The 21,547-nt window shown below is 45.9% G+C and carries 17 protein-coding genes, 1 tRNA gene and 1 riboswitch; of the genes, 8 read left to right on the top strand and 10 right to left on the bottom strand.

Annotated features, from left to right (window positions below; translation table 11 throughout):
• Positions 1-210 precede the first annotated feature (210 nt).
• Positions 211-1,092, top strand: a complete 882-nt coding sequence (gene motY / locus GT360_RS10285) for a flagellar protein MotY (protein ID WP_164648779.1) — start codon at positions 211-213, stop codon at positions 1,090-1,092.
• Between the two features lie 52 nt (positions 1,093-1,144).
• Here motY and gloA read toward each other — a convergent pair whose 3' ends face one another.
• The gene (gloA, locus tag GT360_RS10280; RefSeq protein ID WP_164648778.1) at positions 1,145-1,561 is read right to left on the bottom strand and encodes a lactoylglutathione lyase; all 417 of its coding nucleotides are present in this window, start codon (positions 1,559-1,561) and stop codon (positions 1,145-1,147) included.
• Between the two features lie 883 nt (positions 1,562-2,444).
• On the opposite strand from gloA, the gene GT360_RS10275 reads away from it, so the two are divergent.
• The 3 genes from GT360_RS10275 (at position 2,445) to GT360_RS10265 (ending at position 7,687) form a co-directional block, all read left to right on the top strand.
• Positions 2,445-5,153, top strand: coding sequence for a cation-translocating P-type ATPase (locus tag GT360_RS10275; RefSeq protein ID WP_420825447.1), 2,709 nt, complete (start codon positions 2,445-2,447; stop codon positions 5,151-5,153).
• 206 nt (positions 5,154-5,359) lie between these two features.
• A complete protein-coding gene (locus GT360_RS10270) occupies positions 5,360-6,973 on the top strand; it encodes a methyl-accepting chemotaxis protein (protein ID WP_164648776.1) in 1,614 nt (537 codons plus the stop codon).
• 117 nt (positions 6,974-7,090) lie between these two features.
• A complete protein-coding gene (locus GT360_RS10265) occupies positions 7,091-7,687 on the top strand; it encodes a glutathione S-transferase family protein (RefSeq protein ID WP_164648775.1) in 597 nt (198 codons plus the stop codon).
• Between the two features lie 50 nt (positions 7,688-7,737).
• On the opposite strand, the gene nth is transcribed toward GT360_RS10265, so the two are convergent.
• The 8 genes from nth to GT360_RS10225 all read right to left on the bottom strand — a co-directional run bounded on the left by nth (position 7,738) and on the right by GT360_RS10225 (position 14,653).
• On the bottom strand, positions 7,738-8,373 hold the full coding sequence (gene nth / locus GT360_RS10260; RefSeq protein WP_164648774.1) for an endonuclease III: 636 nt from the start codon (positions 8,371-8,373) through the stop codon (positions 7,738-7,740).
• Between the two features lie 25 nt (positions 8,374-8,398).
• Positions 8,399-9,088 (bottom strand): electron transport complex subunit E, encoded by a 690-nt coding sequence (locus GT360_RS10255; protein ID WP_164648773.1) that lies wholly within the window; start codon positions 9,086-9,088, stop codon positions 8,399-8,401.
• Positions 9,081-9,716, bottom strand: a complete 636-nt coding sequence (gene rsxG / locus GT360_RS10250) for an electron transport complex subunit RsxG (RefSeq protein ID WP_164648772.1) — start codon at positions 9,714-9,716, stop codon at positions 9,081-9,083. Before rsxG ends, GT360_RS10255 begins: the two co-directional genes overlap by 8 nt.
• A gap of 2 nt (positions 9,717-9,718) precedes the next feature.
• Positions 9,719-10,771: an electron transport complex subunit RsxD gene (rsxD, locus tag GT360_RS10245; RefSeq protein ID WP_164648771.1), complete on the bottom strand. Its 1,053-nt coding sequence runs from the start codon at positions 10,769-10,771 to the stop codon at positions 9,719-9,721.
• On the bottom strand, positions 10,771-13,209 hold the full coding sequence (rsxC, locus tag GT360_RS10240; RefSeq protein ID WP_164648770.1) for an electron transport complex subunit RsxC: 2,439 nt from the start codon (positions 13,207-13,209) through the stop codon (positions 10,771-10,773). Before rsxC ends, rsxD begins: the two co-directional genes overlap by 1 nt.
• A gap of 9 nt (positions 13,210-13,218) precedes the next feature.
• Positions 13,219-13,806, bottom strand: coding sequence for an electron transport complex subunit RsxB (gene rsxB, locus GT360_RS10235; RefSeq protein WP_164648769.1), 588 nt, complete (start codon positions 13,804-13,806; stop codon positions 13,219-13,221).
• Entirely contained in the window at positions 13,806-14,387 is a 582-nt protein-coding gene (gene rsxA / locus GT360_RS10230) for an electron transport complex subunit RsxA (protein ID WP_164648768.1), read from the bottom strand. Before rsxA ends, rsxB begins: the two co-directional genes overlap by 1 nt.
• Before the next feature lie 190 nt (positions 14,388-14,577).
• Positions 14,578-14,653, bottom strand: a tRNA-Asn gene (locus GT360_RS10225).
• Positions 14,654-15,173: 520 nt separating this feature from the next.
• Between GT360_RS10225 and uvrB the strand changes: the two genes are divergently transcribed.
• From uvrB to GT360_RS10210, 3 genes are all read left to right on the top strand, one after another.
• Complete coding sequence (uvrB, locus tag GT360_RS10220; RefSeq protein WP_164648767.1) at positions 15,174-17,204, top strand: excinuclease ABC subunit UvrB; 2,031 nt, start codon at positions 15,174-15,176, stop codon at positions 17,202-17,204.
• Between the two features lie 320 nt (positions 17,205-17,524).
• A complete protein-coding gene (gene luxO, locus GT360_RS10215) occupies positions 17,525-18,937 on the top strand; it encodes a quorum-sensing sigma-54 dependent transcriptional regulator LuxO (RefSeq protein ID WP_476718530.1) in 1,413 nt (470 codons plus the stop codon).
• Entirely contained in the window at positions 18,937-19,272 is a 336-nt protein-coding gene (locus GT360_RS10210) for an Hpt domain-containing protein (protein WP_164648766.1), read from the top strand. Before luxO ends, GT360_RS10210 begins: the two co-directional genes overlap by 1 nt.
• Before the next feature lie 64 nt (positions 19,273-19,336).
• On the opposite strand, the gene GT360_RS10205 is transcribed toward GT360_RS10210, so the two are convergent.
• Positions 19,337-20,227 carry a YvcK family protein gene (locus GT360_RS10205; RefSeq protein ID WP_164648765.1) on the bottom strand — a complete coding sequence of 297 codons (891 nt, stop codon included), beginning with the start codon at positions 20,225-20,227 and terminating at the stop codon, positions 19,337-19,339.
• A 181-nt stretch (positions 20,228-20,408) separates the two neighbouring features.
• Positions 20,409-20,565: riboswitch (molybdenum cofactor riboswitch) on the top strand.
• Here GT360_RS10205 and moaA point away from each other — a divergent pair.
• Complete coding sequence (moaA, locus tag GT360_RS10200; RefSeq protein ID WP_164648764.1) at positions 20,539-21,546, top strand: GTP 3',8-cyclase MoaA; 1,008 nt, start codon at positions 20,539-20,541, stop codon at positions 21,544-21,546. (Overlaps the previous riboswitch by 27 nt.)
• Position 21,547 lies beyond the last annotated feature (1 nt).

The raw sequence follows: 21,547 nt of genomic DNA, 5'->3' as shown, positions 1-21,547 counted from the left end.
TAAGTTTTCACATTTTCACTGATGGGAAAACAGGATTGATACGCTCGGTTTGAAGTCCTATGCAATGCGACCGAAATTAAAGAGCAGGTTGGTGTTTGCTGCGACGATTACGATAACCTTGGCTAGAAAATTGCTTATTAGCTGAATAGAATAGTGAGTGTGGCAATAAGTGTCCCCATTGGGCTCAACTCAAGTAGGTAAGGTTGATTAATGAAGTTTGTTTTACGCTGTGGATTACCGGTTATATTTACCCTAGCTGCAGTGGGTGCTGAAGCTGCAGGTAAGAAATACGTCTCAACGCCGGAGCAATCGACGTGGGAGATGTTGGCAAACACACCATTAGAGTGCCGCATGGTGCATCCGATCCCCAATTATGGTGACGCTGAGTTCTCATCGCGAGCGAGCAAACGTATCAACTTGGATTTTGAGTTGAAAATGCGTCGGCCAATGGGAGAAACTCGAGAGGTTAGCCTCGTATCAATGCCGGCAAGCTGGCAACCTGGTGATCGTGCTGATCGCGTGGCAAACGTGCAGTTCTTCAAGCAGTTTGATGGTTACGTTGGTGGTCAGGCAGCTTGGGGTATTTTGAGCGAGTTAGAAAAAGGACGCTTTCCTACCTTTAGTTATCAGGATTGGCAAAGCCGCGACCAGTATATAGAAGTGGCGCTTTCTCCGGTAAGTTTTAATCAGAAGTTTGGTGTATTCAGCGATTGTGTAGCAAACCTACTGCCATACAGTTTTGAGGACATTTCATTTACCATCCTTCACTATGACCGAGACAGCGTGAGTCTAAATAAAGCGTCCTTGAATCGCTTAGAGCAAATTGCAGAGTACATCCGCCATAATCAGGATATTGATCTGGTGTTAGTCTCGACTTATACCGACAGTGAAGAGGTAAGAAGTGTGAGTCAGAGCTTGTCTGATAAACGTGCTAAAGTGTTGCGCGATTACTTCGAGTCATTAGGATTGCCCGAACACCGTATTGAGGTCCAAGGTTATGGCGACCGACGTCCTGTCGCGGATAACGCATCACCGATTGGTAAAGATAAAAACCGTCGAGTGGTTATCTCTCTCGGACGAACTCAGATTTAACAAAAAGGCTCCAGCAGGATAACTGCTGGAGCCTTTTTCAAACTTTGTTGGTTTAGCCTTCTAGACCAGCCTCACCCTGTGAATTTTGAATCAGTTCAATCATGTAGCCATCAGGGTCTTTTACGAAAGCGATTTCCGTTGAACCACCTTTCACTGGCCCCGGCTCGCGAGTGACATTACCACCCACAGCTTTAATTGCATCACACGTTGAGTAGATGTCGTCAACGCCGATGGCGATGTGACCGAATGCGCTGCCAAGGTCATACTCTGAAGTGCCCCAGTTGTACGTCAGCTCAATCACAGCACCATTTGATTCATCACCGTAGCCAACAAAAGCGAGCGTGTATTTATATTCAGCATTCTCATGCTGACGTAGTAATTCCATTCCCATCACTTTGGTGTAGAACTCAATAGAGCGATCAAGATCGCCAACACGTAGCATGGTGTGAAGTAAGCGGCCGTTTGCCATAGTCATTGCTCCCAGATGATTGTGATTAATGATTTTTATTGAGTGCATCTCGAATTAGTGTAGTGAGAGACACCTAACCTTTAGGGTTACGCCACTATACCGTTGTTTGGTTGGCAAGTAACAATAATATTAGGTTATTGAGTTAATAAGCTTGGGTCTGGTTGAGCGGTGTTGCCTCAGATAATCAACTTATTTGTAATACAATTAAATCGTGCGGCTGTATGGTTTAGTGAACGGCAATAGTCAATTTTCAGTTTGTTGAAAGTCCTTTTTTGCATAACTTTGCATAGCTGATTTTTCACCTCATTAAGTCAAAAAACTCAACTGGTTGTGCTCAAGCTGTTCAGCAAATCATGTACTCAAACCACGTTGATTGAACGAAAAACAACCGAAATTAGCTATCTTTCCATTTTTTCAATTTATGATTTCACCTTATAGTCATCACAAAATTAATGGTTATTCCGATGATTTACTTCGATAATAAGGAATTATCGATAAATACTCTGGAAAACACTGATATTTACGAAATGTGACCAAAATAACCAAAATAATATATTTTCTTTAATATCAGTTAGTTAGTTCTAATTGTTGATTTTTGTGGTCTTTTGGGTGGCGATGTGACCTCAGTTTTGTTTGATTTTTGCTTGTCAAGTGTTTCCGTAATGTTGCGGTGCGATCTTTGCTATTCGGAAATCCATTGGTATATAGTTTTTTCACTACCTCAAATCGACTAGTTATGCATTTGAAGACTTGAGGTTATTTTTGGAATAGAAACTATAAGTATTATTTTATTACCTTTGTCCACGGAGTCGGACGTTGATGTGGAGTACTCAAAGTGACGAGTAAATGGTTTACACAACAAGGTTCAGATGTGTTAAGCAAACTGAACACAGATCAAACTACAGGTCTATCTACTTCTGAAGCTCAAGCGCGCCTAGAAAAGCACGGCACGAACGAACTGACAGCACAAGAGTCAGCTTCTGCTTGGGAACTGTATATTCACCAGTATAAAAACCCCCTAATTTTCATCCTAGCGGTTGGCGCTTTAGTCTCTTGGTTTACTGGCCACGCTATCGATGCAATCGCAATCGCGGTTATTATTGTTATCAATACCGGTATCGCATTCTGGCAAGAGTTTAAAGCTCAGAAAGGTATGGAAGCGCTAAAAGAGATGGCGGCGCCTGAAGCAGAAGTGATGCGTGACGGGAAGTGGATCAGCGTACCTGCGAAAACGCTTGTACCTGGCGACATCATTAAAATTAACACAGGTGATATTCTCCCTGCTGATGTTCGCATCCTAGAGTCAAACCGTCTCACAGTAGATGAAGCTGCACTGACGGGTGAATCTGAACCGGTTAACAAGCAGTCTGAGTTAATTGAAGACGAAACGGTTGGCCTTGGTGATCAGAAGAACATGGGCTTCATGACAACGATCGTAACCACGGGTACAGGTCTTGCTGTTGTAACTAGCACGGGTATGGAAACGGAAGTTGGTCACATCGCTGATATGATGAACCAAACTGAAGAAACTAAGACTCCAATGCAAGAGCGCATGGATACTATCGCTCTAGTGTTACTTATTGTGGCTCTAACAGTTGTAGCGATTGTTTGTGCGATCGGTCTTTACCACGGTATGCCATGGTTAGAGATCCTAACGATGGGTATTTCTCTTTCAGTTGCTGCAATTCCTGAAGGTCTTCCAACGGTTGTAACTATCGTATTGACGTTAGGTTCAACTAAGATGGTTAAGAACAACGCACTAGCAAAACAGCTTGCTGCTATCGAAACACTAGGTTCGACAACCGTTATCTGTTCAGATAAGACAGGTACCCTTACTCAAAACCAAATGCAGGTGATGAAGGCATACGATGTGTCTGGCCGTTACTGGGATGTGTCTGGTAAAGGTTTTGACCCTAAAGGTGAGTTCATCGCTAAAGGTCATGACGTAGCGGCGACGAACAGCCCAGCGATGATGAAAGGTCTTGTCGTTGCAACTTTATGTAATGATGCAGAATACGTAAACGATAAAGGCAACTGGACTGTTCGTGGTAACCCAACAGAAGGTGCATTGATCGTTGCGGCTGCAAAAGCAGGCCTTAATCAAGCTGAAATGCTGAGCACTGGCGGCTACTCAATTGTTAAGAAGTTCCCGTTTGACTCTGGTCGTAAGATGGCATCGGTTATCGTTCGTGATCCTGAAGGTAAGCACTTCCTAGCACTGAAAGGCGCACCAGACGTCGTACTACGTAACTCTACAAGCTTTATGCTTGACGGTGGTTTCGTACCAACAGTAGGTACTGAGGCGACTGCAGGCAACCTTGCTCTAGATACAGCGCAAGCTCAAGAGCTACAAACGAATTTTGAAGCAGCGATCCAAAGCTTCGGTGGTGACGCACTGCGTACACTGGCTGTGGGTTTCCGTGAGCTTAAAGAAGAAGAGCTAGAGCTTGACTTCCCTGAGCTAGAGAAAGACGTAAGCATTCTTGGTATCTATGGCATCATGGATCCACCGCGACCAGAAGTACGTGACGCAGTAGAAAGCTGTTACGCAGCGGGTGTTCGTACTGTAATGATTACGGGTGACCACGCAGTGACAGCGGCGGCTATCGCGCGTGAAATCGGCATTATCCGTAGCGAAGAAGACTTAGTGGTAACTGGTGCTGAACTAGACCAAATGGATGAAGATAAGCTACGCGCTATCTGTCCTAAGGTTGCAGTATTTGCTCGTGTAACGCCTGAGCACAAACTACGTATTGTAAAAGCTCAGCAAGAGAACAACGAAGTTGCGTCAATGACGGGTGACGGGGTGAACGATGCACCTGCACTGCGCCGCGCAGACATCGGTGTGGCGATGGGTATCACTGGTACATCAGTAGCAAAAGACTCTGGTGACCTTATCCTTCTGGATGATAACTTCAGCACGATCGTGAAAGCGGTACGCCAAGGTCGTCAAATCTTCGATAACCTGCGTAAGTTTATCCGTCAAGCATTGACAGCAAACGTTGGTGAAGTATCAGTTATTTTGTTCGCATTCCTAGTGATGGGACCAGAAGTTGTACTTCCACTAACACCACTGATGATTCTTTGGGTAAACCTAGTTTCTGATGGTTTACCAGCACTAGCACTTGGTGTTGAACCAGAAGAGAAAGACCTGATGGAGCGTAAGCCAAGCAAACGTAATGCGGGCTTCTTCTCTGACGGCTTAGGTATGCGTATCTTGACGCGTGGTCTAGCACTTGGTGGTTTGAGCTTCGTGACATTCTCATACGTTCTAGGTGATGGATATAGTGCTCAATACGCACAGACAGTTGCTTTCCTAACACTGATTTTTGCACAGTTATGGAGTTTGTTTGATGCACGTACGTTCACTACGATTTACCGTAAGAACCCGTTTACAAACAACTACCTACTAGGTGCGGTAGCTGTGTCTGCAATCCTATCTCTAGGTGTTGTGTACACAAGCTTTGGTCAGCTAGTATTTAGCACAGAAGCGATTGAATTTGGTCACCTAATGTCAATCATTCTAGTGGCAGCAGTACCAACGTTCGTACTGTCTGCAATCAAAGAAGTGACAAAGGTTAAGTTCATTTAATTTGAGCTGATTTAACTAAGTAAAGAAACCCGCAACGATGGCTGTCGTTGCGGGTTTTTTATATTTAGATACAAATTTCCCAAGGGGGTGTATCAAGCACGCACGTTAGTATGATGTAAGTTAAAGAACCACAGTGAATTTTTCACTAGCATTTGCCATCAAAAATAAATTCTAAATCTAAATTGTACTTCTTGCCTTGGTGTCTGATGAGAGTCTCTCAAAAAATAATTTCAATTAGTCTCGTTGCTGTTGTTCTGTTAATCGGCGCGAGCGTGTCTAGTTTCCTACTATCTCAGCGTTTGATTGGTAATATTCAAATGATTCAAAACGAGCGTGCTATACCTTTAGCTCAGCTCAAGGGTATTTCTGACGCTTATGCTGTCAACGTAATCGATGCTTTAAATAAAGCACACCTTAGCCGTGAGCAGAATCTAGATGAAGTCTTTGAACAAATAGATAAAACCATCAGCCGCGCGAACCTTGACTGGGTTGCGTATCAACAAAATAATTTAACGTCTAGGGAGCAACGATTAGCTGAGGATACCCAGCAGCAGCTTTTCGTGGTCGTTAGTCAGTTGCAGAATAATCAATCTGAGCTTCTATCAGGGGTTATTACTTTAGAAGAGCTGATTGTAAGAACCTACCAGACGGTCGACGAACTGAGTTTACGAATCGATGATTTGATCAATCTACAACTGGATGTTGTCGATGAAGTTTATAGTCAGTCTCTGGAAACAGAAGCACATTACAATATCTTGCGCGTCGTCTATGTATTAATTGGCTCAAGCGCTTTCGCGTTTCTTTCATACAAAATAGTGAGCTCGATAGTAACGATGTTAGGTGCAGAACCCATCGTCATTTCCGAGCATTTACAAAAGATGGCAAAGGGTGAGTTTAGGAAGTTTGAGGCGACGACAGGGAAGGAGACTGGCGTTTATCTTTCGCTGATCCAGCTAGCTGAGCGACAAAATGACCTGTTAACGGATACTCACACTGTGGCAAACAGTGTTGCGGCCGCTTCAGAAGAGCTGTCTTGCGTGATGAAAGAGACAACGCAAAATGCACAACAAGAAAAAGTACAGATTGAGAGTGTGAATACCGCATTAGTGCAGTTGACCGCGACAGTCGAAGAAATGACGGATAACTCTGTAAATGCAGAGTCGGCAGCTGAGTCTGCAACCTCAAGTGTTATCGATGGTAGCCAAAAGTTGACAGCCTCCATTGAGTTGACACGTGGCATTGATTCATCAATTCAAGCAACCTCAGAAGTTCTGAGTAAACTCCAGCAGGAGACTCAAAATATTGAAGAAGTGGTTGATGTTATTCATCAAATATCTGACCAAACTAACCTTCTTGCATTGAACGCAGCAATTGAAGCAGCAAGGGCAGGCTCTCATGGCCGTGGTTTTGCGGTTGTAGCTGATGAAGTACGTAATCTTGCTGCCCAAACACAGCAATCAACGCTACGTATCCAAGAGATGATCTCGAGTTTTCAAAATCAAGCAGAGCTGGCGAATGACAATATGTTAGAAAACAAACGTATGATTGAAAGATCGGTCAATTTGTCAGGTTCCGTTGAGTCTGCGTTTAAAGAGATTCAAGTATCGGTTGAGTCTTTGTCTGCGCTCAATCGACAAGTAGCCGCCGCCGCACAAGAGCAGTTGATTGTCACAAATGATGTGTCGAGTAGTACCAATACTATTCTTGATTTGGCGAATTTGAACGCGAGTGCGGTTAATCAGACAACTCAAGCCGCTAACGAGTTAGCCGAGCTTGCCACTAAGCAAAAAGAAGACCTTTCACTCTTTAAGCTTTCTTAACTCAACTAACGTCAGACGTATGGTTCCCTGTATTCTAAGGGAGCCATAGGCATTCCCTCATACTTCGATTTAGGCTAATGTAGCTAGCTAAAATTATTACTGTACAAGGAGAGTTCAGTGGTTGTCTATGGAGACATTCAGTCGGGGAACTGTTTTAAGGTAAAGCTACTCTTGTCGCTACTCGACATTGAGCATGAGTGGCGTGTTGTAGATGTTGTCGCAAAAGAGACTCAAACGAAAGAGTTCTTGGCGTTAAGCCCTAAAGGCAAGATCCCGATTGTGGTTTTAGATGATGGGAAAGTATTGAGTGAATCCAATGCGATTCTCGGGTATTTCGCCGAGCAAAGCGACTTGCTGCCCCATGACCGATTTGAGAAAGCAAAAGTTTATGAGTGGTTGTTCTTTGAGCAATATAGCCACGAGCCTTATATTGCTGTCGCTCGATTCATAAATAAGTACTTAGGGATGCCGCGAGAGCGTGAGGCAGAGTATGAATCTTTGCAGGCTGGTGGACATAGCGCTTTAGCGATCATGGAAAAACAGTTGAACGAGACATCATTTTTGGTTGGCTCGCAATTGAGTATTGCCGATTTGTCGTTATACGCCTATACCCACGTCGCGCATGAAGGTGGGTTTGATTTGTCCCAGTATCCAGCAGTCTTAGGTTGGATTGAACGAATACAAACTCTACCAAACTATATTGGAATGGAATAAAAAAGGAGGCGCTTGCTAGCGCCTCCTTTCATTCTGAATTAGAAAGGAAACTATACCTCAGTCTTGTCCTTAAACTCGCAGAGGTCTTCAATTAAACAGCTACCACAGCGAGGCTTACGCGCCACACATGTATAACGCCCGTGAAGAATCAGCCAGTGGTGAACGTCTAACTTGAATTCTTTCGGCACCACTTTGAGTAGCTTCTCTTCTACATCATCAACGGTTTTACCCATTGCAAATTTGGTGCGATTAGAGACGCGATAGATATGGGTGTCGACGGCAATCGTCGGCCAGCCAAATGCCGTATTTAAAACGACATTTGCTGTCTTGCGACCAACACCGGGTAGCGCTTCTAGTGCCGCTCGGTCTTCTGGCACTTCACCATTGTGCTTTTCCAATAATATCTGGCAAGTCTTAATGGTGTTTTTGGCTTTTGAGTTAAACAGACCAATGGTCTTGATATACTCAGTTAAGCCTTCAACGCCCAGGTCTAGGATACCTTGCGGCGTATTGGCGACAGGGTAAAGTTTATCCGTCGCTTTATTCACACTCACATCTGTTGCTTGCGCAGAGAGGAGTACAGCAATCAACAGCTCAAAAGGGGTGGACCAATTGAGCTCTGTCTGTGGATTGGGGTTATCGTTTCTTAGCCTTTCTAATATTTCGACACGCTTTGTATTATTCATTGTTGAGCTTTTATAAAGTGAGTGATTAATTGGTGACTCGCGCACGCTCGATGGCGGCTTTCTCTTGTTTTGGTTGACGAGCTTCAATCTGTTTGTCGATGACATTTTTTAGTGCGATGAGTAAACCCACGCCAATAAATGCGCCTGGTGGAAGCAGTGCCAGTAGGAATTGACTGTCGGTTTGGAATAGCTCAATACGCAGAATGGTGGCCCATTGACCGAGCAGCAGATCAGCACCATCAAATAAAGTACCGTTGCCTAATATTTCACGCATTGCTCCCAATACCACTAGCGCGGCAGTCATGCCCATCCCCATCCAAAAACCATCTTGAGCAGCAGGTAGCCAATCATTCTTGGAGGCAAAGGCCTCAGCGCGACCGATGATGATACAGTTGGTCACAATAAGAGGGATAAAGATCCCCAGAGACAGGTATAGTTCATAGGCAAAAGCATTCATCAGTAGCTGAACACAGGTCACGAGCGAGGCGATGATCATGACGAAAATCGGGATACGTACCTCTTTGGGGACTCGGTGTTTGACCAATGATACGATGACATTTGAACCGACAAGCACGAAAAGAGTCGCGAGACCTAAGCCCAGAGCATTGGTCATGGTTGATGAGACAGCCAGCAGTGGACAAAGCCCCAATAGTTGAACAAGGGCTGGGTTATTGTCCCAGAGTCCATTTTTGATCAGCGTCTTATGTTCAGTCATTGTGAGCTCCACAGTTTGCTGGTTGAGCAAACAACTTATCTCTATTATGGTTTAAGTATAGAGTGGCGTTTTTCACTGCGCTTACTACCGCACGAGGGGTAATTGTTGCACCGGTAAATTGATCGAATTTGCCACCATCTTTGCGAACTTTCCAATCTTCTAAGTTGGCGTCAGTGACAGTTTGACCTGCAAAACCTAATATCCAATCAGAAACACGCAGGTCAATCTTGTCGCCAAGTCCCGGAGTCTCTTGATGTGAGAGAACGCGAGTGCCTAGAATGTTACCGTTCATATCACTAGCAACCAACACTCGAATAGTGCCGTTGTAGCCATCGGGTGCAATCGCCTCAATGGCAATTGCAGTCGGGTTACCGTTTAGCGATGCCAAGTAAGCGGGTTGCGGTTCAGTATTACCGAGTAGTGGATCTGAAACTAAAGTACAGGCTTCATACAGGTTATTGTCATGCATGCGTGTGGGGATCACCTGATTTAACACTCGTAGCAGTTGCTTTTGCTGTTGCTCAGCGATGGTATTCTTTGTCGCAAGGTTAGTCACCGCAACAAGCCCCGTGGAAGCACAGGCAAAAATTACAAGAATGAGCGCGTTGTTTTTGATTGCGTTTAACATGTCTATTTTTCGTGTCCGTAGGTTCTTGGTTTGGTGTAGTGGTCAATCAGAGGCACGCACATATTGGTGAGCAACACAGCAAAGGCAACACCATCAGGGAAGCCACCCCAGGAACGGATAATGTAAACGAGCACACCAATCATTGCGCCAAATATTAGGCGACCTTTTACTGTTGTTGATGCGGATACAGGGTCAGTTGCTATGAAAAAAGCACCCAGCATCGTCGCACCGGAAAGCAGGTGAAAGGCTGGAGAGGCGACCTCTCCCGGCATAATCAACATACCAAGCGTACTTGCGACAACCAGGCCACTTAGCATCCCTACAGGGATGTGCCAGTTAGTGACTCTTAGCTTTATCATCAACAAACCACCAAGCAGGTAGGCGAGGTTGACCCACATCCAACCTATGCCAGCAAAGCCATTGAACTGAGGTTGAGAGAGTACTTCAGGTAGGGTTAAACCGGTGTGTAACCCAGTTTTTACCGCGTCAAGAGGTGTCGCCATGGTGATACCATCGATACCAGAGCGGATCTGATAAAGAGACATACCCTCATTATCGAATCCAGTGAAGATAAGATTGAATGCATCACTGAAGCTGACATCGATTGACTGCAAAGCGACAGGCGCATTCCAGCTCGTCATTTGCACTGGAAATGAGATCAGCAGAACCACATAGGCAACCATGGCTGGATTAAACAGGTTTTGCCCAATACCGCCGTATAAGTGCTTGGCGATCACGATAGCAAAGATGAGACCGATCACGATAATCCACCACGGAGAGTAGGGTGGAATTGCGACAGCAAGCAGCCAGGCTGTGACAACCGCGCTGTAATCACGCAAAGCCATCATCGGTGGGCGCTTTCGAACGAGCATTACTGCACCTTCGAGCAAAACGGCGGCGACTATGGCAAAAGCGAGTTGGATAATCGTTCCCCACCCAAAGAAAAGAGTTTGAGCGATTAAACCCGGAAGAGCACAGAGTGCGAGCAGCTTCATTAGTGTCGGCGTACTTCGGCGACTGTGAGCATGAGGTGAGCTCGCAATGAAAAATGCCATTATTGTTTATCCTCTTTATCGTTCTGTTGCGCTAGCTTGCGCGCTTTCGCTCTTGCGATAGCCGCGGCGACAGCGGCTTTTTTCGGGTCTTCGCTGGTTTGCTCTGGCCCAGAGTCTTGCTCTGCCTGTTGCTCAGCTTTACGCGCTTTTGCTCGCGCGATAGCAGCGGCCACGGCGGCTTTTTTCGGGTCTTTGCTAGGCTGCTCAGGCTCAGAGTCTTGCTCTACCTGCTGCTCAGCTTTGCGTGCTTTCGCTCGTGCGATAGCCGCGGCCACGGCGGCTTTTTTCGGGTCTTCGGTGGTTTGCTCTGGCCCAGAGTCTTGCTCTGCCTGTTGCTCAGCTTTACGTGCTTTCGCTCGTGCGATAGCCGCGGCCACGGCAGCTTTTTTCGGGTCTTCGCTAGGTTGCTCAGGTTCAGAGTCTTGCTCTACCTGCTGCTCGGCTTTGCGTGCTTTCGCTCGTGCGATAGCAGCGGCGATAGCGGCTTTTTTCGGGTCTTCGCTAGATTGCTCAGGCTTAGAGTCTTGCTCTGCCTGCTGTTCAGTTTTACGCGCTTTCGCTCGTGCGATAGCAGCAGCAACGGCGGCTTTTTTCGAGTCGGCGCTAGATTCAGGCTGATCAGATGAAGCCTCATTGCCTGAAGCCTGCTGTGCTTTACGGGCTTTAGCACGAGCTATCGCAGCCGAAACCGCGTCTTTTGGGGTTTCAGAGGGTGCCTCATTTGCAGTCTGGTTGGCTTTTGCCTCTCTAGCTGCTCGAGCTTGTTGTTTACGCTCGTCACGAAGCTTCATCATTTCACTGTTGTCTGGTTCAGATTGACCAGAGGCAGCTGCCTGTTTCGCTTTAGCGCGGGCAATCGCAGCCGCAACAGCAGGTTTAGTTTCAGCTTGTTCGTTGGCTGGCTGTGCCTTTTGGGCTTTCACTCTCGCAATTGCGGCAGCGATAGCATCAGAATCACCCGAGGTTTTCATCTCTTTACGGCGATCTTGTGCGGCTTTCTTAAAGCGATTTTCACGATCGGCTTTATCGCGCTCAAGTCGCGCTTTTTTGTCTTCAAATCGTTGTTTTGCGCGCTCTGCTGAATCCGCCTCGACTTTGCGTTCTTTGATTTCGGCTTTGGCTTGACGATAGTACTGAACCAGTGGGATTTCACTTGGGCAGACGTATGCGCAAGCACCACACTCAATACAGTCTTTGAGGTTGAGCTCTTCACATTTGTCGTAGTCTTGGTCTTTTGCATACCAGACGAGCTGTTGAGGCAGCAAAGAAGCAGGACACGCTTCAGCACATTGCCCACAACGAATACACGCCATCTCACTGCCTTGATGAGGAATTTCACGTTTTTTTGGCGCAAGGATACAGTTCGTCCCTTTTGTAATCGGCACATTCTCATGTGGTAGCGTGAAGCCCATCATGGGGCCACCCAAAATCAATCGCGGATTTTTCTTTGGACGTTTGAAACCAAACTGATCGAGCAGTTGCGATACTGGAGTACCTAAACGAACCCAGACATTCTGTGGGCGAGTAAATGACTGACCTGTCAGTGTTACCACACGTTCGATTAATGGCTCACCATCAATGACTGCACGTTTGATTGCGTGGGTAGAGCCAACGTTCTGTACCAAAATGCCGATATCTGCAGGTAGGCCGTTTGCCGGCACTTCCTGATTGGTCAGGATTTTGATGAGCTGTTTCTCTCCCCCAGAAGGGTATTTGGTTGGGATGACACGAATCACAATATCTTTGTGCTGAGCGGCTAACTCCAGTGCTTTGATGGCTTCGGGTTTATTGTCCTCGATACCGATAATGGTCAGTTTTGGACACAGAATATGCTCGAGTATCTCAATACCTTGGATAATCTCTTCGGCATGCTCTTGCATTAGTCGGTCATCAGCCGTGATGTAGGGTTCACATTCTGCTGCATTGATGACTAAGATTTCAGTGCGTGACAAACCTGTTTGCAGTTTACGGGCGGTAGGGAAGGTAGCGCCCCCCATGCCTGAAATGCCCGCTTGACGTATCACTTCAATAAGATCATCAGCACTTGCTTGTTTGAAGTCAGCAACAGGTGACAGCGCACACCACTCGTCTTTACCATCTGGTTTGATAACGATAGCCATTTCGCTAAGCCCGGATGGGTGCGCAACGGTACGCGGTTCGATGGCAACGATAGTTCCCGACGTGGGTGCATGGATTGGTAGCGTGAAGCCGGCATCAAACTTAGTGAGCGCCTGGCCCTTCAAGACCTTTTGCTCAACATCTACGATAAGCGTGCCTGGACGACCAATATGCTGTTTTAAAGGCAAGACAAGTTCACTCGGCAATTCTGCGCGAGCGATATTATGCCTGCTAGATTGGGTTTTATTTTCTGGTGGATGGATACCGCCTGGAAAATCCCAAATAGCGCCAGTTCTAATTTGTTCAACTAAAGACAACATACCCACTACTTATTGGTCGTTCGTTATTGATGATGGTTCAGAGTTCGTCACGTCTACGACAGGAATCGCGTTCATTTGCCATTTCCAAGTATCCGTGGTGGCTTGCACAGGAATCATCTCGATACAGTCGGTAGGACATGGAGCAACACACAGGTCACACCCGGTACACTCATCTTTGATGACGGTGTGCAGAGCTTTAGTGCCACCCACGATCGCGTCAACAGGACAAGCTTGAATGCATTTGGTACAGCCGATACACATATCTTCATGAATGAACGCGACTGTTTTGACACTGTCACTCAGATCATGCGCAGATTCTTGTACCTCAACCCCCATAAGATCGGCGAGCTTCTCTATGGTTGCTTGACCGCCAGGAGGACACTTATTGATATCGTCGCCATTTGCAATCGCATCGGCATAGGGACGACAGCCAGGGTAGCCACATTGACCGCACTGTGTTTGCGGCAAAATAGCATCAATTTGGTCAACGATAGGGTCCGCTTCGACTTTAAAACGAATCGATGCAAAGCCAAGAACGGCACCAAACAGGGCAGCAAGCGCTGCGATAGCAAGGACAGCAATTAGAATCGTGCTCATTACAGTTTCACCAGTCCTGTAAAGCCCATAAAGGCCAGTGACATTAGCCCAGCGGTAATCATTGCGATTGATGCGCCTTTAAACGGCAAGGGTACATCAGCCGCTGCAATACGTTCACGCATAGAGGCAAACAGAACCAACACAAGAGAAAAGCCTACTGCAGCACCGAATCCGTAGATGATGGATTCGATGAAGGAGTGGTTTTCGTTGATGTTGAGCAGAGCAACCCCTAACACCGCGCAGTTTGTGGTGATCAAAGGCAGGAAAATACCGAGCAAGCGGTAAAGCGTTGGGCTGGTTTTATGTACCACCATCTCTGTAAATTGCACCACGACAGCAATCACAAGTATAAAGCTCATCGTGCGCAGGTATTGGATGCCTAAAGGTGCGAGGATGTAGCTTTCAACAAGGTAGGCACTAACCGAAGCAAGGGTTAACACGAATGTGGTCGCGAGCCCCATACCAATAGCGGTATCAAGCTTTTTGGATACGCCCATAAATGGGCATAAGCCTAAGAATTTTACCAATACGAAGTTGTTGACTAGCACGGTCCCGACTAGTAACAAGAAATATTCGGTCATGATGGTTTCTGCTTAATTATCTGATCCCAATATTATCGTGCTTTGTGACGCTAATAACAACCAAGGAAAGCTAAGGTTTTATTTTGTCGTTGGAAAAGTGGTCGATTGAGGAGAGGCAAACGAATAACTTGGTGGGGAAAAGAGGGTCAGAAACGAAAAAGCCCCAGTCTTACGACTAGGGCTAGAAATTTGGCTCCCCCTGCGGGACTCGAACCTGCGACATACGGATTAACAGTCCGCCGTTCTACCAACTGAACTAAGGGGGAATTGCTCGAAAGCGGGGCGAATATTAACGATAGCGGCAGAGGGTGTCAACAATATTTGATGGATTATTTACAATAAAATGATCTTTACATTTCTCTATGCCTTGCTGTGTAAAGGCTTGCTAAACTTATCCACTAAAATTGTGGATAACTGTGTTGATGAAACTTTGAAAACATAAAAATCGGTTCAGTGAAATGATTTGAGAAAAGAGGATCGAACAGGATCTTTATCTAAGGCGCTAATTTATGTGATATTAACCCAGCAAAAATGTAAAACGAATGAAATGGTCAAAATGCCATGTTCTGGGGAAAAGCTGTGATTAATAGTAAAAATGTGGAAAAGCTGTGTACTACTGAAGAGAGGCTTTTGAGGTAATTTCTCAAGAAGGGCTGGGACTATACCAAAATTAATTCATAGTCGCACCTACTTTGTGAAATGATTTGTTTTGCGTGCGAGCTCGCACATGTTCTTGGTTTGAGTATACTGGTGCGAGACGTTATTAGAATAAAAACGAGTACAACCATGAGTAAAGTGTTTGACCTTAAATCTGATTATCAACCCTCTGGGGATCAGCCAGCAGCAATAGAAAAGTTGCTCGACGGGCTAGACTCAGGGCTAGCGCATCAAACCTTGTTAGGGGTGACAGGCTCCGGTAAAACCTTCACACTCGCGAATGTCATAGCTAAAGCTCAGCGCCCAGCGCTGTTACTCGCCCCAAACAAAACTCTCGCGGCTCAGCTTTATGGAGAAATGAAAGCATTTTTCCCAAACAACGCGGTAGAGTATTTTGTTTCTTACTATGACTACTACCAGCCAGAAGCCTATGTCCCTACAACCGACACTTTCATTGAGAAAGACTCGTCAGTGAATGCTCATATCGAGCAGATGCGCTTGTCCGCGACGAAAGCATTGCTAGAGCGCAAAGACGCCATCATCATTGCTTCTGTTTCCGCTATTTATGGTTTGGGCGATCCCGAGTCTTACTTAAAAATGATGTTGCATGTGTGTCGTGGAGACATGATTAATCAACGTGATGTCATTCGACGTTTAGCAGAGTTGCAATACACACGTAATGATGTCGCTTTTGAACGTGGTCAGTTTCGCGTGCGCGGCGAAGTGATCGATGTTTTTCCTGCGGAGTCTGACCAAGATGCGGTTCGTATTGAGATGTTCGACGATGAAGTCGACAACATCAGTATTTTTGACCCATTAACCGGTGTAATAAAACAGCGCGATTTGCCGCGTATTACAGTTTATCCGAAAACTCACTACGTCACCCCGCGAGAGCGAATCCTTGAAGCTATCGAGAATATTAAAGATGAGCTAAAAGACAGGGCGCAATACCTAAAAGACAATAACAAGCTACTTGAAGAGCAACGCATCACGCAACGTACCCAGTTTGATATTGAAATGATGAATGAGTTGGGTTTCTGCTCCGGCATTGAAAACTACTCTCGTTTTCTAAGTGGGCGTGCGGAAGGTGAAGCGCCACCAACGCTATTCGATTATCTACCTCATGATGGTCTTTTGGTCATTGATGAATCACACGTTACGGTGCCACAAATTGGCGCCATGTACAAAGGTGACCGCTCACGTAAAGAGACGCTGGTGGAGTATGGATTCCGTCTACCTTCGGCGTTAGATAACCGACCGATGAAGTTTGAGGAGTTTGAGGCAATAGCGCCGCAGACGATTTTTGTATCAGCAACGCCGGGTAAATATGAACTAGAAAAATCAGAAAATGAGATAGTCGACCAAGTGGTGCGACCAACAGGTCTGCTCGATCCAGAACTTGAAGTTCGCCCTGTTGCGACTCAGGTGGATGATCTGCTTTCTGAGATACGAATCCGATCTGCGAAAGACGAGCGTGTACTGGTGACGACGCTTACAAAGCGCATGGCTGAGGACCTAACAGAATATTTACACGAGCATGATGTGAAAGTGCGTTACCTCCACTCAGACATTGATACCGTCGAGCGGGTGGAAATTATTCGCGATCTTCGATTAGGAGAGTTCGATGTGTTGGTGGGTATCAACCTTTTGCGTGAAGGTTTAGATATGCCGGAGGTCTCGTTAGTCGCTATTTTGGATGCAGATAAAGAAGGCTTCTTGCGTTCTGAGCGTTCACTAATTCAGACGATAGGTCGAGCGGCACGTAACCTACAAGGTAAAGCGATCCTTTATGCAGATCGAATCACCAACTCGATGAAGACTGCAATGGATGAGACCAACCGACGTCGTGAGAAGCAACAAGCATACAATGAAGAGCAGGGAATCACTCCTCAAGCTCTTAAGCGCAACATCAAAGATATTATGGAGCTTGGTGATATCACTAAGGCGAAGGGAGATCGTAAGTCTAAAGTGGTGCCATTGGCGAAAGTTGCTGAAGAGAAAGCCGATTATGGCTCACTCTCTCCACAAGCTTTGGAAAAAGAGATCGCGAAGTTGGAAGCCCAGATGTACAAGCACGCACAAGATTTGGAGTTTGAGTTAGCGGCAGAAAAGCGTGACCAAATCGAGAAGATGCGTCAGCAATTTATTGTTAATAGCTAAACAGCAGGCAAAAAAATAGCCAATAGCAAAAAAGCTATTGGCTCTATTTGTGAAAAAACTTTTCACTAACAACGTCAGTTGGCTAGGTGACCCTTGCGGGTCGAATTTAATAAAGCATTCTTTGTGCCAAGTTTTAATTTTTAGCATCCAATTAAATTAACCCTATTAAAATCATTGTTTTAAGTGTTATCTTATGTTTCATAATTCTTTATGCGGCTTGTTGCGCTACAAATGATTGACGAAATCATTTGATATATGCAATTGCAAATTGCAAAATGGAAACCATATAATTATTAAATTGCAATTATAGCGGCTAGGTTATGCAACATAATGATAAAAGCAACAAATACCTATTGATGGTAGAGGACACTGCGTCTGTTGCGACTCTGTATCGCACCTATCTCACTCCTCTTGGCATTGATATCAATATCGTTGTCAACGGACATGATGCGATAGAAAGCCTCAACCATCGAATTCCTGATCTTATCCTGCTCGATCTTCGCCTACCCGATATGACGGGTATGGATGTTCTAGAGATAGTAAAGAAAACACATCCCGATGTTCCCGTCATCTTCATGACCGCCCACGGCTCAATTGAAACCGCGGTTGAGGCGATGCGCTTGGGTGCACAGGACTTTTTGATTAAGCCCTGTGAAGCTGACCAACTCCGTATAACTGTTAATACCGCGATGCGCAAGGCAGAAAAGCTCAAAACGGATGTGGGCAACCCTAAGAACCATCGATACCAGGGGTTTATCGGTAGTAGCCAGAATATGCAGTCGGTGTATCGAGTTATTGACTCCGCTGCGAGCAGTAAAGCAAGCATCTTCATTACTGGTGAGAGTGGTACGGGTAAAGAGGTGTGTGCAGAAGCTATCCACGCTGCAAGTAATCGCCGTTCTAACCCGTTCATCGCGATCAACTGTGCAGCAATTCCTAAAGACTTGATTGAAAGTGAGCTGTTTGGTCATGTCAAAGGCGCCTTTACCGGGGCTTCTACTGATAGACAAGGTGCAGCAGAGATGGCGGATGGCGGGACGCTGTTCTTGGATGAGATCTGTGAAATGGATTTGGACCTGCAGACTAAACTATTGCGGTTTATCCAAACGGGCACTTTTCAGAAGGTGGGCTCTTCAAAGATGAAGAGTGTTGATGTGCGTTTTGTATGTGCGACTAACCGTGACCCGTGGACAGAAGTTCAAGAAGGGCGTTTCAGAGAGGACTTGTACTATCGTCTGTATGTGATTCCATTGCACCTACCGCCATTGCGTGAGCGAGGTGAGGATATCATTGAGATTGCCTACTCACTGCTTGGCTTTATGTCAAACGAGGAGGGGAAAGCGTTCAACCATCTGTCACCACCAGTAGTGGAACGTTTTATTAGCTATGAGTGGCCAGGTAATGTTCGTCAGTTGCAAAATGTTTTACGTAATGTCGTGGTGCTCAACACCGGTAAAGAAATTACGCTGGAGATGTTACCTCCGCCGATAAACAGTATTGATATTCAATCTGCTAGCGTATTGAGAGGGGAGGCAGAGGCACCTCAATCGGATCCTGTTATCTTCACGGAGCAAGATATTTTGCCTTTGTGGGAAAGTGAAAAGGCGACCATTGAACGAGCGATTGAGGCATGTGAGGGAAATATTCCCAAGGCAGCACGCCTTTTAGAGGTGAGCCCATCAACCTTGTACCGTAAGTTGCAATCCTGGGAACAGCGTAAAGAGGTCAACTAATGCAAATCATGAATAGAGTAAAAATTGATGAATTAGGTGCTCAAATAGGCACGGGTAACCTGGTTCCGTTATTTGAAATTTTTACGGGTGAGCTAGCTCAATATCAGGAGCTACTCAAGAACTGCGATAGTGGTATGGTTTCAAGGGAGTTGGGTGAAATATGCCATGCATTAAAGAGCAGCGCGGCAAGTTTTGGTGCGGATGCTCTGTGTGAGCACGCAATTCAAGTCGATGGAGAGTTCAAGGCAGGAAACGATCTATCAAAGGGTGAGTGGGTAGCGGATACCCTTGAGCTTCTCGTTCAAACCCACGAAGCCTACACACAATATAAGTAGAACACTGACATTGATAGGACTGTGCCAGGCTGTCGTCACGGCACAGTCAATGTGATGGTGCAAATTACTCGGAAAGTAAATCGACGATCGCTTGCTGAAGCTTGTTGCGGTCATGGCGCCAATCACGGTTGGCGGACGCCAGTGGTGTTTTGACGTAGTTCCATTGCTCGGTAACAACAGGATTATTATCTTCACCTAACACCAAATCAATTTTGCGTGCTTGGCATGCCCGCTCACACCACTGTAACTTCTCTTGTGGTGTCATACGTCCAGCAGGGCCGTATTCTGGTGACAGGTTTTCAATAAAGACCAGTTTTGCTTTGGTATTATTAGCAATCGCCCTACCGATTTCTGGCAGTAAAAGTGGCGGCATGATACTGGTTAGGAAACTCCCAGGTCCGAGAATAATGCAGTCTGCGTCTTCAAGTGCGCTCACGGCTTCTTTGGTCGCAGGTACCTCTGGGGACAAATCCATACGCAATAAATCTTGCTCCATTTCATCGACCGACGTTTCCCCCGTCACCCAGACACCCTCTTTAGATAGCGCGGTTAAATCGGAAGGATGCTCAGTCATTGGTACGATATTAACGTCAACCTTCAACATATCACGAATCAGGTTAATCGCCTCTAAAGGGCGGACAGAGAGGTTATCGAGCGCGGTTAGCATCAGGTTGCCGAGGTTATGTCCATCGAGTTCGCCGGCACCACGAAAACGATATTCGAACATCATAGAACTAATAGAGGGTTCGGTAATCAGCTGATTGATGCAGTTGCGCATATCCCCCCAGGCGATACCACCCTGACAAAGGCGAATACGCCCAGTTGAACCGCCATTGTCCGTGGTGGTCACTATGCCTGTTGCATTGCTACCAAACTCTTTGAGTGCGGCCAACATACGCCCTAAGCCATGACCGCCACCGACGGCGACCACTTTTTTGTTTTGATAGATATTCATGTGTATTCTTATTGTTTGGCGTAATTAGGACTAAACTTTACTCTAACACTGGTTTTTTGCCCACTGATTCAGGCTAATTTGAGATTTCATCAATATTATTTGGGTTTTCCGCTAGCCAATAAAGGCAATATTCAGTATTTTAGCGACAGCTGTTATCTGCTCGTCATAAGAGGCTTGCAGATAATTGCCATAACTCCGAGCTCTTTTCGCTAAGTTGCACAGGTTGTATCTCAATCTAAGACAATACGCTATCAGAGCCAGTGACCATAGAGTCACAAGGGCATCGTTGGAAATGACGACGCCTCCCGTGTTTGGAAAGGTGTTCCGTGGCGCAACAACAATTAGAAGATATATACCATCGCAAGTTTTATTACTTGCGCCTATCAGTTACAGACGTTTGTAATTTCAAATGTACCTATTGCTTGCCTGACGGTTATAAACCCTCGGGGCGGCGCAACTCGTCTTTTTTAAACCTGCCAGAGATAAGCAGAGTCGTGAAAGCTTTCGCTGATTGCGGAACCTCCAAGGTTCGCATCACAGGCGGTGAGCCAACGCTGCGTAAAGACTTCACAGAGATTGTGAATGTCATTTCTCAGACTCAAGGTATAGAAAAAGTGGCAATGACCACAAACGGTTACCGCATGAAGCGCCAAGTTGAAGACTGGCGTCAAGCGGGTCTATCACACATTAATGTGAGCGTTGATAGTTTAGACCCTCGTTTGTTTCATCAAATTACCGGTGAGAATAAGTTCCATGACGTCATGGATGGCATAGAACGCGCCTTTGAAGTCGGTTATGAACAGGTGAAAGTGAACGTTGTTTTGATGAAGGATCTCAACCATCATCAGTTGCCGCAGTTCCTGCAATGGATAAAGACGCGTCCAATTCAGCTTCGATTTATCGAGTTGATGCAGACGGGAGAAATGAACGATCTGTTCAAAAATCATCACGTTTCTGGCGTGGCTATTCGTAATCAGTTGATCGCTAATGGTTGGTTGCTCAAGCCGCGTGGACAAAGTGATGGTCCAGCTCAAGTTTTTTACCATCCCGACTACTTAGGTGAAATCGGTCTAATTATGCCTTACGAAAAAGATTTCTGTGAGACATGTAACCGACTTCGAGTGTCAGCGATGGGTAAACTGCACCTATGTTTATTCGGTGAACATGGTGTTGACCTGCGAGACTTGCTTGAAGATGACACTCAAGAAGCGCAGTTAATAGAGCGTATCCAACACCATTTGCAAACCAAAAAAGTAAGCCATTTCCTTCACGATGGTAATACAGGGATGACACCGCACCTCGCTTCGATTGGCGGCTAAC

Origin of the sequence: Vibrio astriarenae (assembly GCF_010587385.1) — a bacterium.
Classification (GTDB): Bacteria; Pseudomonadota; Gammaproteobacteria; order Enterobacterales; family Vibrionaceae; genus Vibrio; species Vibrio astriarenae.
Note: the sequence above shows the minus strand (reverse complement) of the source record. Positions and strands in the feature narration are given on the sequence as shown.

Excerpts from the sequence above, each read along its gene's own strand:
- motY (WP_164648779.1), top strand. The coding sequence starts at position 211 with ATGAAGTTTGTTTTACGCTGTGGATTACCGGTTATATTTACCCTAGCT.
- gloA (WP_164648778.1), bottom strand. The coding sequence starts at position 1,561 with ATGGCAAACGGCCGCTTACTTCACACCATGCTACGTGTTGGCGATCTT.
- GT360_RS10270 (WP_164648776.1), top strand. The coding sequence starts at position 5,360 with ATGAGAGTCTCTCAAAAAATAATTTCAATTAGTCTCGTTGCTGTTGTT.
- nth (WP_164648774.1), bottom strand. The coding sequence starts at position 8,373 with ATGAATAATACAAAGCGTGTCGAAATATTAGAAAGGCTAAGAAACGAT.
- GT360_RS10255 (WP_164648773.1), bottom strand. The coding sequence starts at position 9,088 with ATGACTGAACATAAGACGCTGATCAAAAATGGACTCTGGGACAATAAC.
- rsxG (WP_164648772.1), bottom strand. The coding sequence starts at position 9,716 with ATGTTAAACGCAATCAAAAACAACGCGCTCATTCTTGTAATTTTTGCC.
- rsxD (WP_164648771.1), bottom strand. The coding sequence starts at position 10,771 with ATGGCATTTTTCATTGCGAGCTCACCTCATGCTCACAGTCGCCGAAGT.
- rsxC (WP_164648770.1), bottom strand. The coding sequence starts at position 13,209 with ATGTTGTCTTTAGTTGAACAAATTAGAACTGGCGCTATTTGGGATTTT.
- rsxB (WP_164648769.1), bottom strand. The coding sequence starts at position 13,806 with ATGAGCACGATTCTAATTGCTGTCCTTGCTATCGCAGCGCTTGCTGCC.
- rsxA (WP_164648768.1), bottom strand. The coding sequence starts at position 14,387 with ATGACCGAATATTTCTTGTTACTAGTCGGGACCGTGCTAGTCAACAAC.
- uvrB (WP_164648767.1), top strand. The coding sequence starts at position 15,174 with ATGAGTAAAGTGTTTGACCTTAAATCTGATTATCAACCCTCTGGGGAT.
- luxO (WP_476718530.1), top strand. The coding sequence starts at position 17,525 with ATGCAACATAATGATAAAAGCAACAAATACCTATTGATGGTAGAGGAC.
- GT360_RS10210 (WP_164648766.1), top strand. The coding sequence starts at position 18,937 with ATGCAAATCATGAATAGAGTAAAAATTGATGAATTAGGTGCTCAAATA.
- GT360_RS10205 (WP_164648765.1), bottom strand. The coding sequence starts at position 20,227 with ATGAATATCTATCAAAACAAAAAAGTGGTCGCCGTCGGTGGCGGTCAT.